Here is an 11,780-nt window from a genome sequence, read left to right as displayed (position 1 = left end):
CTGTCCGGGCTGGAAGCAAGCCCGGAGGGCTGTGCTAGAATCGCCGTTTGTTTGCAACATGCACCCTTGCGTCCACGCCGGATGCGTGCCCCGGGCAATGCCGGTGGCGGGTGTGAACCTTGACTTCTCAGGAACGTGTTAATGGAAACCAACCAGGAATCGCAGAGCTCGCTTGAGCGCCGTATCGACATGTCCGTGCCGATGGCCGACATCGACAAGGAAGTTGAAGCCCGTCTCAAGCGCATGGCGCGCACGGTGAAGATGCCGGGTTTCCGTCCGGGCAAGGTGCCGATGAAGATCGTCGAGCAGACCCATGGTGCCCAGGCGCGCTCCGAAGCCATCGGCGCTGCGGTCGAGAAGGCCTTCGTCGAGCAGGTGCGCGAACAGAACCTGCGCGTTGCCGGTTATCCGCGCATCGAGCCGAAGAAGTCGGAAAGCGACGATGTGACGGTGCTGGAGTTCTCCGCCGTCTTCGAGGTGTACCCGGATGTCGTTCCGGGCGATCTCTCCGCGCAGAGCATCGAGCGCCCGCAGCTCGTCGTCGGCGATGCCGAAGTCGACAAGACCCTCGAAGTGCTGCGCAAGCAGCGCACCACCTTTGCCGCTGCCGAGAAGGCCGCCGAAGACGGTGATCGCGTGGTCATCGACTTTACCGGGCGCAAGGACGGCGAAGTCTTCGAAGGCGGCCAGGCGCAGGATTTCCCCTTCGTGCTCGGCGCCGGTTCGATGCTGAAGGATTTCGAGGAAGCTGTGCGCGGCCTCAAGGCCGGTGAGGGCAAGACCTTCGACATGACCTTCCCCGCCGACTACCACGCCGCCCACCTGGCCGGCCAGACGGTGCAGTTCGAAGTCGCCCTGAAGCGCGTCGAAGCGCCGCAGCTGCCCGAGATCGATGCCGATTTCGCCCGTGCCATGGGTGTCGCCGACGGCGACGTGGCGAAGCTGCGCGAAGAGGTCAAGAGCAACCTCGAACGTGAAGTGAAGCGCCGCATCCAGGCCAAGGTCAAGGAGCAGGTGATGGAAGCCCTGCTTGCCGCCCACCCGATCGAAGTGCCGAAGGCGCTGGTCGACCAGGAAGCCCAGCAGCTGGCCGACAACGCCCGCCGCGACCTCGAGGCGCGCGGTCTGAAGGCGAAGGACATCCCCGTCAATGTCGGCTGGTTCACCGAGCAGGCGGTACGCCGCGTGAAGCTCGGCCTGATCATGGCCGAGCTGGTCAAGGCCCGCGAGCTGCACGCCAAGCCGGAGCAGATCCGTGCGCTGGTCGAGGACATGGCGCAGTCTTACGAAGATCCTTCCGAACTGGTACGCTGGTACTATGCTCAGCCGGAGCGCCTGGCGCAGGCTGAAGCAGTGGTGATCGAGGACAACGTGGTCGCCTGGGCGGTCGCCGCAGCCAAGACCAGCGACAAGGCCATTTCCTTTGACGAACTGATGGGGAACGCGGCCTGAGGGACGCGTAGCAACGGACGATGAACAACGGAACACCACAGCACGGAAGTACCTGGGACCCGGTCGGCCTCGGCCTGGTGCCGATGGTGGTCGAACAGAGCGGGCGCGGCGAGCGCGCCTACGACATCTATTCGCGCCTGCTGAAGGAGCGCGTGGTGTTCCTCGTCGGCCCGGTCAATGACGTTACCGCCAACCTCATCGTGGCGCAGTTGCTGTTCCTGGAGTCGGAGAATCCCGACAAGGACATCCACTTCTACATCAACTCGCCGGGCGGTTCGGTCACCGCCGGCATGGCGATCTACGACACCATGCAGTTCATCAAGCCGCACGTGAGCACCCTGTGCATCGGCCAGGCGGCGAGCATGGGCGCCTTCCTGCTGGCTGCCGGCGAGAAGGGCAAGCGCTATTGCCTGCCCAACTCGCGGGTGATGATCCACCAGCCGCTGGGCGGCTTCCAGGGCCAGGCCTCGGACATCGAGATTCACGCGCGCGAGATCCTCTACCTGCGCGAGCGCCTCAACGGCATGCTCGCCAAGCACAGCGGGCAGAGCATCGAGCAGATCGAGAAGGACACCGATCGCGACAACTTCATGTCGGCGGCCGCGGCGGTCGAATACGGCCTGGTGGACAAGGTGCTCACCAGCCGCAGCGACTCCTGATCAAGCAACGGGGAAGACCATGACGGAAAAGAAGACGGGCGGCGACAAGCTGCTGTACTGCTCGTTCTGCGGCAAGAGCCAGCACGAGGTCCGCAAGCTCATCGCGGGTCCGTCGGTCTTCATCTGCGACGAGTGCATCGAGCTTTGCAACGACATCATCCGCGACGAGATCGCCGGCGACGGCGGCGCGGAAGCTGACGGCAACAACCTGCCGACGCCGCAGGAAATCTGCGACATCCTCGATCAGTACGTGATCGGCCAGCGCCAGGCCAAGCGCAACCTGTCGGTGGCGGTGTACAACCACTACAAGCGCCTGCGCCACATCGGCGGGCGCGACGACGAAGTCGAGCTTTCCAAGAGCAACATCCTGCTCATCGGCCCCACCGGCTCGGGCAAGACCCTGCTCGCGCAGACCCTCGCGCGCATGCTCAACGTCCCCTTCGTGATGGCCGACGCCACCACGCTGACCGAAGCCGGCTACGTCGGCGAGGACGTCGAGAACATCATCCAGAAGCTGCTGCAGAAGTGCGATTACGATGTCGATCGCGCCCAGCACGGCATCGTCTACATCGACGAGATCGACAAGATCTCGCGCAAGTCGGACAACCCCTCGATCACCCGCGACGTCTCCGGCGAGGGCGTGCAGCAGGCCCTGCTGAAGCTGATCGAAGGCACGGTGGCGTCGATTCCGCCGCAGGGCGGGCGCAAGCACCCCAATCAGGATTTCATCCAGATCGACACCACCAACATCCTGTTCATCTGCGGTGGTGCCTTCGACGGTCTCGACAAGGTCATCCGCGACCGTACCGAAAAGGCCGGCATCGGCTTCGGTGCCGAGGTCAAGAGCCGCCAGGGCAAGAACCTCACCGAGACCTTCCGCCAGGTCGAGCCCGAGGATCTGGTCAAGTTCGGCCTCATCCCCGAATTCGTCGGCCGCCTGCCGGTAGTCGCCACCCTGCAGGAGCTCGATGAGGCGGCCCTCATCCAGATCCTCGTCGAACCCAAGAACGCGCTGGTCAAGCAGTACCAGAAGCTCTTCTCGATGGAAGGGGTCGATCTCGAATTCCGCCAGCCGGCGCTGCACGCGGTGGCACGCAAGGCCATCCGCCGCAAGACCGGTGCCCGTGGCCTGCGCTCCATCCTCGAAGGCGCGCTGCTCGACATCATGTACGAACTGCCGGCGCTGAAAGGGGTCGAAAAGGTCGTCGTCGACGAGAACACCATCGAGGAAGGCGCCAAACCGCTCCTCATCTACGCCGATCAGCCCAAGGTGTCCGGCTCCAACTGATTCCTGCCGGACCGCTTGAATTTCCCGCTTGAGCCCATATCTGGGCTCAACGCGTCTTGTAAAGGGTAATAATCATGCCAGGTCCGCTCGACCTCCCCGATCAGCAACAGGAAATGCCGCTGCTGCCGCTGCGCGACGTGGTGGTCTTTCCGCATATGGTGATCCCGCTCTTCGTGGGTCGCCCGAAGTCCATCAAGGCGCTGGAGAACGCCATGGAGGCCGGCAAGAGCATCCTGCTGGTGGCGCAGAAGTCCGCTGCCAAGGATGAGCCTTCCGCCGAGGACCTCTACGACATCGGCTGCACCGCCAACATCCTGCAGATGCTCAAGCTGCCCGACGGCACCATCAAGGTGCTGGTCGAGGGTGTGCAGCGTGCCCGCCTCGACTCGGTCGAGGATCTGCGCAGTGTGTTCATGGCCCGCGTCACCCCGATTGCGCAGCCCGATACCGGCAACAACGAGGTCGAGGCAATGCGCCGGGCGATCATCGCCCAGTTCGACCAGTACGTGAAACTCAACAAGAAGATCCCGCCGGAGATCCTCACCTCGCTGTCGGGCATCGAGGAACCCGGCCGCCTGGCCGACACCATTGCCGCCCACCTGCCGCTCAAGCTCGAGCAGAAGCAGGAGGTGCTGGAGATGTTCGACACCACCGAGCGTCTCGAACGTCTGCTCTCGCAGCTGGAAACCGAGCTCGACATCCTGCAGGTGGAAAAGCGCATCCGCGGCCGCGTCAAGCGTCAGATGGAGAAAAGCCAGCGCGAGTACTACCTCAACGAGCAGGTCAAGGCCATCCAGAAGGAACTCGGCGAAGGTGAGGAGGGTGCCGACCTTGAGGAGATGGACAAGAAGATCAAGTCCGCCGGCATGCCCAAGGATGCGTTCGCCAAGGCCCAGGCGGAGTTCAAGAAGCTGCGCCTGATGTCGCCGATGTCCGCGGAAGCCACCGTGGTGCGCAACTTCATCGAAACCCTGATCGGCCTGCCGTGGAAGAAGAAGTCCCGCGTCAGCAAGGATCTGGCCGAAGCCGAGAAGATCCTCGACAAGGACCACTACGGCCTCGAACGCGTCAAGGAACGCATTCTCGAATACCTTGCCGTGCAGCAGCGCGTCGACAAGGTCAAGGCTCCCATCCTCTGCCTGGTCGGCCCTCCCGGCGTGGGCAAGACTTCGCTCGGCCAGTCCATCGCCAAGGCCACCAACCGCAAGTTCGTGCGCATGGCCCTCGGTGGCGTCCGTGACGAGGCCGAGATTCGCGGCCACCGCCGCACCTACATCGGCTCCATGCCGGGCAAGATCCTCCAGAACATGAGCAAGGTCGGGGTCAAGAACCCGCTCTTCCTGCTCGACGAGGTCGACAAGCTGGGCATGGATTTCCGCGGCGACCCCTCCTCGGCGCTGCTCGAAGTGCTCGACCCGGAACAGAACCACACCTTCCAGGACCACTACGTCGAAGTCGATTTCGATCTCTCCGACGTGATGTTCGTTGCCACCGCCAACACCCTCAACATTCCCGCGGCGCTGCTCGACCGCATGGAAGTGATCCGCCTGTCCGGCTACACCGAGGACGAGAAGGTCAACATCGCCCAGCGCTATCTGCTCCCCAAGCAGATGAAGAACAACGGTCTCAAGCGCGACGAGATCTCCGTCACCGAAGAGGCCCTGCGCGACGTCTGCCGCTACTACACCCGCGAGGCCGGCGTGCGCAGCATGGAGCGCGAGATCTCCAAGATCTGCCGCAAGGTGGTGAAGTCGCTGGTGCTGCGCAAGCGCGCCAGCAAGATCGTCGTCAATGCCAGGAATCTCGACAAGTACCTGGGCGTGCGCAAGTACAGCTTCGGCATGGCCGAGAAGGAAAACCAGATCGGTCAGGTCACCGGGCTGGCGTGGACCGAGGTCGGTGGTGAGCTGCTCACCGTCGAGGCGGTGGTGCTGCCCGGCAAGGGCAAGGTGATGACCACCGGCAAGCTCGGCGAAGTGATGCAGGAGTCCATCCAGGCAGCACTTTCGGTGGTCCGCAAGCGCGCCCGTTCGCTGGGCATCGACGGCGACTTCTACCAGAAGAGCGACATCCACATCCACCTGCCCGAAGGCGCCATCCCCAAGGATGGTCCGTCTGCCGGGGTAGCGATCTCCACCGCACTGGTGTCGGTGCTCACCGGCATCCCGGTGCGTTGCGATGTGGCGATGACTGGCGAGATCACCCTGCGTGGCGAGGTGCTGGCCATCGGCGGTCTCAAGGAGAAACTGCTCGCCGCGGTGCGCGGCGGCATCACCACGGCGTTGATCCCGGAAGAGAACGTCAAGGATCTGGCGGAAATTCCCGACAACATCAAAAATGCCATCGAGATCGTGCCGGTGAAGTGGATCGACCAGGTGCTCCAGCGTGCCCTCGAACGCGTCCCCGAGCCGCTCCCCGAGACGGCCGAGGGCGAGGCGGCGGTGCCGCCCGCCGCCGACGAAGCGGCGGCGAAGATCCGCGCGCACTGAGTCTGCGCAGCATCAGTAGAAAGGCCGGGGCAGGGATGCTCCGGCCTTTTTCATTCATTTTTGCTATGACGACAGTGATGGCGGCGGGGATCTGTAAATTCGGCGAAACCCGCTTGACACATGGGTTTTGCCCGAGCTATAACTGCCGTGCGAGCTTCGACGCATCTGGAATGGCCCTGGATGCCGCGCCGGTTCAGGGTTTGCGAGTATTCAACGTTTTGCATTCATATCCGTGAGGGGGCATACGTGAACAAATCCGAACTGATTGACGAAATCGCAGCACAGGCAGAAATCTCCAAATCCGCCGCCGGCAAGGCGCTCGATGCAGCCATCGATGCGATCAAGCAGGCCCTCAACAACGAAGACTCCGTGACCCTGGTCGGCTTCGGCACCTTCTACGTCGGTGAGCGCGCTGCCCGTACCGGGCGCAACCCCCGTACCGGCAAGAGCATCAAGATCAAGGCCGCCAAGGTACCCAAATTCCGTGCTGGCAAAGGCCTGAAGGATGCAGTAAACTAGCGGGCTTGACTGGGCGCTTTTCAACCGAGCCGCACCGGTCAACGCGGGTGCTTAGCTCAGTTGGTAGAGCGTCGCCCTTACAAGGCGAATGTCGGCGGTTCGACCCCGTCAGCACCCACCAAGAACACCTGCCACAGCGTGGCAAGCAGCACCAAAACCCGCACTGCCAAAGGCTTTGCGGGTTTTTTCTTGTGTCATGCCGTAGCACGTCAGCGCACCACATACCGTCAAAAATGGCGGTACACATGACGGTACACGGTACCCTTGACGGTATACCGCCATGGCGGGTATCTGCGAGGGGTGAAAAATGCCGCTGAACGACATCGCCGTCAGGCAAGCCAAACCAACCGACAAGGCCCGCAAACTTGCCGACGAACGCGGGCTATACCTGCTGGTACAGCCGACCGGCGGGAAGCTGTGGCGACTCGACTACCGCTTTGATGGAAAGCGCAAGACCCTGGCCCTGGGCGGATACCCCGATGTATCCCTGGCCGAGGCCCGCAAGCGGCGCGACCAGGCCCGCGAGTTGCTCGCCGCAGGAACAGATCCCGGCGCTGCCAAGAAGGCCGGCAAGCAGGCCCGTGTTGAAGCCGTGGCCAACGGCTTCGAGGCCATCGGTCGCGAGTGGCACAAACGCAAGAGCGCGATGTGGACCGCCTCGACGCAAGAGAAAACACTCGCGGTCCTGGAGAAAGACCTGTTTCCCTGGCTGGGCAGCCGGCCCGTGGGCGAGATCGCCGCGCCTGAACTGCTGCTGACGCTGCGCCGCATCGAAGAGCGAGGAGCCATCGACACAGCGCACCGTGCAAAGCAGACCGCCGGGCAGATTTTCCGCTACGCCATCGCCACCGGTCGTGCCGACCGCAACCCCGCTGCCGACCTGCAAGGCGCGCTGACGCCGGTGGCGAAGAAGCACTTCCCCGCCATCACGGACGCGGGGGAGGTGGGCCCGCTGCTCAGGGCCATCGAGGCTTACAAGGGATCGCTGATCGTCCGCAGTGCGCTGCGCCTGGCGCCCATGCTGTTTGTCCGGCCGGGTGAGCTGCGCCAGGCGGAATGGTCCGAGATCGACATCGATCATGGGGAGTGGCGGATACCTGCCGAGAAGATGAAAAAGCGCCGCGAGCACATCGTTCCGCTGGCCCGGCAGGCGGTCGAGATCCTGCGCGACCTACAGCCGCTCACTGGGCACGGTCGATACGTTTTTCAGGGCGTTCGGGACCACGGCAAGCCCATGTCCGAGGGCACCGTGAACAACGCCCTCAAGCGCATGGGCTACGACACCAAGAAGGAGATTACCGGCCACGGCTTCAGGGCCATGGCGCGCACGATCCTGCATGAGGTGCTTGGGGTGGATGCGGCTGTGATCGAGCATCAACTCGCCCACCAGGTGCCCGATTTGCTCGGGGCGACGTACAACAGGACGAAGTTCCTGCCCCAGCGCAAGGCGATGATGCAGGCGTGGGCGGACTACCTGGACATGCTTCGCAAGGGGCAGACGTGATTCCAATCGCAGCACAGATCGCATAGAAAATTGTGACACCTTAGGGTAACGGTGTCACAGATCAGCGGGGAGCATCTCGGGGTATGAAGCGCCACCCGGCGCGCCCCTGGAGCGATAGATGCAACCTCAAGCCACCGCCGTTACCGCCGCCCTGGCAAAGCTGGACAACCTGCCGGACGCAGCCCTCAGCCTCACCGTCAAGGATCTCGCGCTGCTACTGGGGCGCTCTGAGTCCTCTATTTGGCGTGACGTTCGCCTGGGCCGGATAGCGCCCCCGGTCAAAACCGGCCCCGCCTGCACCCGCTGGCGCGTAGGAGTCATCCGCCGCCATCTCGCCACCCTGACCGGGGGCCAACAATGAGCGCCGCGCGCATTGTCCCGCTGGAGTGGCACGCAACGGGGAGTGAGCCGCGATGCGCTTGACACTGCCCTCCTCATCGGCGCATCATCGCCCCTGCCTGCAAACAACAGGCAACGGGCGTCGCGGCCCGGATAACTCAGGCGGATGTATCCGCCACCCTGGCGGATTTTTTACGTCCACCGCATGTGCTGCCGTTTCTATGGCGGGCCGTGTGGGGAAGCCGCAAGGCTTGCCGGTTCCTGAGTTCCGGTCCGCGAACCCCGCATGCGCCCGCCACCCCTTCGTCGCGGAAGGGAGCGGGATTCAAACCGCAAACTCAGGAGCACCAGCCATGCGTAACCCCGCATCGGGCATGCCTGCCCACGCGCCCATGGCGCACACCTTCACCGCCCCCCGTTTCACCCCCGGCCCCTGGCGTCGCTGCGGCCATCGCCAGATCGCCAGCATGGCCGGCGCCGGCCTGCCGATCTGCGAAGTCTGGTCCGGTGGCGTCGGCATCGAACAGGCCGACGCGAACGAATGCCTGATCGCCGCCGCTCCTGCCCTGCATGCCGCCCTGCGCGCCGCGCTGGTGACGGTGGCCGGCCTCAACGCCGATGGCGCCTTCGATGACGCCGAGCACGCCATCCGTGCCGCCCTCGATCTGGCGGAAGGTGGCGCCCATGAATAGCCCGGTCGCCACCTTCCGCCGCTATCGGGCGCTCCGCCGTTTCCTCGGCCCGGTGCTCGCCCACCGCCTGAGCTTCACCGGGAGGGCGTGACCATGGCACATGACTCCTACCCCAAGGGTGCCGACCTCGGCCACTCTGGAGACCGTCGCCAGCTAGGCACCTTTGATGTCGCCTTCGTTGCCGAGCACGGCAGCCGTGCGCAGCGCCGCCAGGCAAAGCGCCAGCTCGAACGGATGGCCACCGCCGGCAATGAGGATGCGGCAAGGTCGCTGCGGTACCTCGAGAAGCACATGAGGCGCAGCCATGGAGGCTGAGTTTCTCGCAGCCATGGCCGCGCCGACCCTTTACGCCGCCCTGCGCACCGCGCTGGTGACGGTGGCCGGCCTCAACGCCGATGTCGCCTTCAACGACACCGAGAACACCATCCGTGCCGCCCTCGATCTGGCCGAAGCACCATCAGCAGCATGAGCAACACCGCCAGCCTGACGGGACGAATCAGGCAACCGGGGCGCCCGGGCGCAAAAAGTGCCCGGCACTCGACCGCAACGTGAAAGGAGGTTTCACATCATGTCTCAATTCAAATACGGCTCCCTGCCTCTTCTTGACCGCGCCCGCCAGGCTGAAGAAATGTTGGGCTGCCTGCTCGACAAAGCCAATCAATCGTGCGCGCTGGCAATGGCTATCTGCGAACTTTTGGAAGATGAAGGCGCTGAAACGCGCGAGTTTCGCCTCGCTCAAGTTCTGGTTGAGCACATCGGCAATTTCTCGGTTGAGTACATGCTGAAGGACTTCGTCGGATCGATCCATAGCGACATCAAGGCTCAGGAAACCGCCTCCTGACCATCACCAGCCCGGCCATGCGCCGGGCTCCCCGCCTCCGCCTTGAAATGGCTGTGAACATGACGATCAAGAGTAGTCCGCCCGCACCACAACCCTGCCGCTTGCCCGCCTTCGGTAAGCAGGTGGCTGAAGTGCGTCGTCAGGGTTTGATGCCCGCGTATGTGATCCTGCGCCTGGATCGCTGGCCACCCCGCGACCGTCCGGGCGTGGTCGCAGCACCGCAGGTTGTCTGCCCTCCTGACGCTGAGCCCGCAGAGCTTGATCTGCAGTTCCTCTCAGGACTCGACGTGCAGATCTGCTACTGGCCCACCGCCAGCGCCCCCGAGCGTCTGCGAGCAATCACCCGGCAGGCTCTGCAGAACAACCCGCGGCGCCTCTGGGTGCTCAACGTAGAGCGCGGCCGGTGGCGGCTGGTCAAGTCAGTCGAACGCGGCATTGAGGTGGCGGTATGAACGCTCCTGGCTTTCCGACCGTATCGGACACCACCGCAGTACCTGCCGCAGACAGCCCGCGCCCGGCCGACGATAGCCCGCTGACGCCGCCGCAGATGCGTCCCGAGGGCTTCCCGCCACTGCTGAAGGATATCTGCGACGCCGCGTGCGAGAACTCCGAGGCGCACCCGGTGGCGGTGGCCTTCAACGTGCTGGTGTTCTTCTGCGCCATGGTCGGCCGCACCGCCTTCCAGCGCATCGGCGACGCGGTGATCCACTGCCGGCTGTACGGCATCATCGCGGGCAAGTCGGGCAAGGCCCGCAAGGGCACGTCCGAGACGCTGGTGCGGCTGCTGTTTTCGATTGTCGACACCAAGCTGGCCGAGCGCCTCAAGACCGATGCACGGCTGCGCATCCATGCCGGCGGGCTATCGACCGGCGAGGGCATCGCCCACGCGATCCGCGACGCCAAGGAGGCCGACGACAAGGGCAAGGGGGGTGACCCCGGCGTGCACGACAAGCGGTTGCTGGTGCTCGAAGCCGAGTTCGCCAACATGCTGGCGCACTGCCGGCGCGAGGGCAACACGTTGTCGGCTACCGTGCGCAACCTGTGGGACGGCCGCGACATCGAGCCGCTAACCAAGACGGCCACGACGCGCGCTAGCCGGCCGCACGTGGTGATCGGCGGCCACATCACCGGGCAGGAACTGCGCGAGAAGGCCACCGAAGGCGACACCGCCAACGGGCTGCTGAATCGCTTCATGGTGCTGTTCGTCTATCGCCCCAAGCTGGTGCCCCTGCCAAAGCCCACCAGGGCGTCATCCATCGAACGCCTGGCGCTGCGCCTGACCGATGCAGTGATGTCTGCTACCGGCGGAAACCTGCATGGCAACTGCGAGCGTGAAGTGCGCCTGGGCGACGAGGCGGCAGAACTCTGGTGCGATCTGTACCCACGCCTGACCCGCGACCGGGAAGGCAAGATCGGCAGTCTGCTGGCCCGCACCGAAGTCTATGCGCGGATGCTCGCCATGGTGTTCGCCCTGCTCGACAACCGCGACGAGATCGAACCCTGCGACCTCTTCGCCGCAATGGCCTGGATCGATTACTGGGCCGAGTCCGCCGCCTACGTGTTCCGCACGGGCGACGGCGAAGACGACCAGTTGAGCGAGTTCGAGGCCGAGGTGCTCGAACTGATCCGCGCACAACCGGGCATCACCCTGACCGCCATTCAACGCTACTGGCATAACAACAAGGTGAAGCCCGTCAAGGGCGCACTGGAACGGCTCACCAGCATGGCACCGCCGCTGATCGTGGCCCGCAAGGAAGCCACCGGCCCTGGCAACGGGCGAGCGCCAATGCGGTATTGGCCTGGCTGAAGGTCGCGCACGCACGAACGAATTAAACGAATTTTACGAAAGACCAGACAACACAAGGCATACAGCAACGAAAGAACTACGAAAGAACTACGAACTTAGACCCCACCCATGACAGACCCGGCCCCCTTCTTTCGTAAATTCGTTTTCTCAGTTCGTAGCTGAATCCCTTGCCCTGCTTGATGTTTAGTCA

The 11,780-nt window shown here is 64.0% G+C and carries 13 protein-coding genes and 1 tRNA gene; all 14 read left to right on the top strand.

The genetic code is table 11. The features are described from left to right. The first annotated feature begins 141 nt into the window (after window positions 1–141). The 14 genes from tig to C8261_RS08745 all read left to right on the top strand — a co-directional run bounded on the left by tig (window position 142) and on the right by C8261_RS08745 (window position 11,590). Window positions 142–1,452 (top strand): trigger factor, encoded by a 1,311-nt coding sequence (gene tig / locus C8261_RS08800; RefSeq protein ID WP_107493314.1) that lies wholly within the window; start codon window positions 142–144, stop codon window positions 1,450–1,452. 20 nt (window positions 1,453–1,472) lie between these two features. Next, the gene (clpP, locus tag C8261_RS08795; protein ID WP_107493313.1) at window positions 1,473–2,111 is read left to right on the top strand and encodes an ATP-dependent Clp endopeptidase proteolytic subunit ClpP; all 639 of its coding nucleotides are present in this window, start codon (window positions 1,473–1,475) and stop codon (window positions 2,109–2,111) included. A 19-nt stretch (window positions 2,112–2,130) separates the two neighbouring features. Further along, window positions 2,131–3,399, top strand: a complete 1,269-nt coding sequence (clpX, locus tag C8261_RS08790) for an ATP-dependent Clp protease ATP-binding subunit ClpX (protein WP_107493312.1) — start codon at window positions 2,131–2,133, stop codon at window positions 3,397–3,399. Window positions 3,400–3,473: 74 nt separating this feature from the next. After that, window positions 3,474–5,888, top strand: coding sequence for an endopeptidase La (gene lon, locus C8261_RS08785; protein ID WP_107493311.1), 2,415 nt, complete (start codon window positions 3,474–3,476; stop codon window positions 5,886–5,888). Between the two features lie 120 nt (window positions 5,889–6,008). Then, the gene (locus tag C8261_RS08780; RefSeq protein ID WP_328588068.1) at window positions 6,009–6,407 is read left to right on the top strand and encodes an HU family DNA-binding protein; all 399 of its coding nucleotides are present in this window, start codon (window positions 6,009–6,011) and stop codon (window positions 6,405–6,407) included. A 45-nt stretch (window positions 6,408–6,452) separates the two neighbouring features. Next, window positions 6,453–6,528, top strand: a tRNA-Val gene (locus C8261_RS08775). Window positions 6,529–6,714: 186 nt separating this feature from the next. Beyond that, window positions 6,715–7,911 carry a tyrosine-type recombinase/integrase gene (locus tag C8261_RS08770; RefSeq protein WP_107493309.1) on the top strand — a complete coding sequence of 399 codons (1,197 nt, stop codon included), beginning with the start codon at window positions 6,715–6,717 and terminating at the stop codon, window positions 7,909–7,911. A 118-nt stretch (window positions 7,912–8,029) separates the two neighbouring features. After that, window positions 8,030–8,272 (top strand): helix-turn-helix transcriptional regulator, encoded by a 243-nt coding sequence (locus C8261_RS08765; RefSeq protein WP_107493308.1) that lies wholly within the window; start codon window positions 8,030–8,032, stop codon window positions 8,270–8,272. A gap of 331 nt (window positions 8,273–8,603) precedes the next feature. Beyond that, window positions 8,604–8,942 (top strand): hypothetical protein, encoded by a 339-nt coding sequence (locus C8261_RS08760; RefSeq protein ID WP_146161667.1) that lies wholly within the window; start codon window positions 8,604–8,606, stop codon window positions 8,940–8,942. A 93-nt stretch (window positions 8,943–9,035) separates the two neighbouring features. Beyond that, window positions 9,036–9,257, top strand: coding sequence for a hypothetical protein (locus C8261_RS17165; RefSeq protein WP_146161666.1), 222 nt, complete (start codon window positions 9,036–9,038; stop codon window positions 9,255–9,257). Beyond that, a complete protein-coding gene (locus C8261_RS17310) occupies window positions 9,247–9,411 on the top strand; it encodes a hypothetical protein (RefSeq protein ID WP_181358898.1) in 165 nt (54 codons plus the stop codon). Before C8261_RS17165 ends, C8261_RS17310 begins: the two co-directional genes overlap by 11 nt. Before the next feature lie 99 nt (window positions 9,412–9,510). Next, window positions 9,511–9,783: a hypothetical protein gene (locus tag C8261_RS08755; RefSeq protein WP_107493306.1), complete on the top strand. Its 273-nt coding sequence runs from the start codon at window positions 9,511–9,513 to the stop codon at window positions 9,781–9,783. 59 nt (window positions 9,784–9,842) lie between these two features. Further along, window positions 9,843–10,235, top strand: a complete 393-nt coding sequence (locus C8261_RS08750; protein ID WP_146161665.1) for a hypothetical protein — start codon at window positions 9,843–9,845, stop codon at window positions 10,233–10,235. Then, window positions 10,232–11,590, top strand: coding sequence for a DUF3987 domain-containing protein (locus C8261_RS08745; protein ID WP_107493304.1), 1,359 nt, complete (start codon window positions 10,232–10,234; stop codon window positions 11,588–11,590). The genes C8261_RS08750 and C8261_RS08745 overlap by 4 nt, the downstream gene beginning before the upstream one ends. The last annotated feature ends 190 nt before the right edge of the window (window positions 11,591–11,780 follow it).

Source organism: Pseudothauera lacus (genome assembly GCF_003034845.1).
Taxonomy (GTDB): Bacteria; Pseudomonadota; Gammaproteobacteria; order Burkholderiales; family Rhodocyclaceae; genus Pseudothauera; species Pseudothauera lacus.
Note: the sequence above shows the minus strand (reverse complement) of the source record. Positions and strands in the feature narration are given on the sequence as shown.

What these genes read in the sequence shown, in the direction of transcription:
- tig (WP_107493314.1), top strand. Translation starts at nt 142, where the DNA reads ATGGAAACCAACCAGGAATCGCAGAGCTCGCTTGAGCGCCGTATCGAC.
- clpP (WP_107493313.1), top strand. Translation starts at nt 1,473, where the DNA reads ATGAACAACGGAACACCACAGCACGGAAGTACCTGGGACCCGGTCGGC.
- clpX (WP_107493312.1), top strand. Translation starts at nt 2,131, where the DNA reads ATGACGGAAAAGAAGACGGGCGGCGACAAGCTGCTGTACTGCTCGTTC.
- lon (WP_107493311.1), top strand. Translation starts at nt 3,474, where the DNA reads ATGCCAGGTCCGCTCGACCTCCCCGATCAGCAACAGGAAATGCCGCTG.
- C8261_RS08780 (WP_328588068.1), top strand. Translation starts at nt 6,009, where the DNA reads ATGGGTTTTGCCCGAGCTATAACTGCCGTGCGAGCTTCGACGCATCTG.
- C8261_RS08770 (WP_107493309.1), top strand. Translation starts at nt 6,715, where the DNA reads ATGCCGCTGAACGACATCGCCGTCAGGCAAGCCAAACCAACCGACAAG.
- C8261_RS08765 (WP_107493308.1), top strand. Translation starts at nt 8,030, where the DNA reads ATGCAACCTCAAGCCACCGCCGTTACCGCCGCCCTGGCAAAGCTGGAC.
- C8261_RS08760 (WP_146161667.1), top strand. Translation starts at nt 8,604, where the DNA reads ATGCGTAACCCCGCATCGGGCATGCCTGCCCACGCGCCCATGGCGCAC.
- C8261_RS17165 (WP_146161666.1), top strand. Translation starts at nt 9,036, where the DNA reads ATGGCACATGACTCCTACCCCAAGGGTGCCGACCTCGGCCACTCTGGA.
- C8261_RS17310 (WP_181358898.1), top strand. Translation starts at nt 9,247, where the DNA reads ATGGAGGCTGAGTTTCTCGCAGCCATGGCCGCGCCGACCCTTTACGCC.
- C8261_RS08755 (WP_107493306.1), top strand. Translation starts at nt 9,511, where the DNA reads ATGTCTCAATTCAAATACGGCTCCCTGCCTCTTCTTGACCGCGCCCGC.
- C8261_RS08750 (WP_146161665.1), top strand. Translation starts at nt 9,843, where the DNA reads ATGACGATCAAGAGTAGTCCGCCCGCACCACAACCCTGCCGCTTGCCC.
- C8261_RS08745 (WP_107493304.1), top strand. Translation starts at nt 10,232, where the DNA reads ATGAACGCTCCTGGCTTTCCGACCGTATCGGACACCACCGCAGTACCT.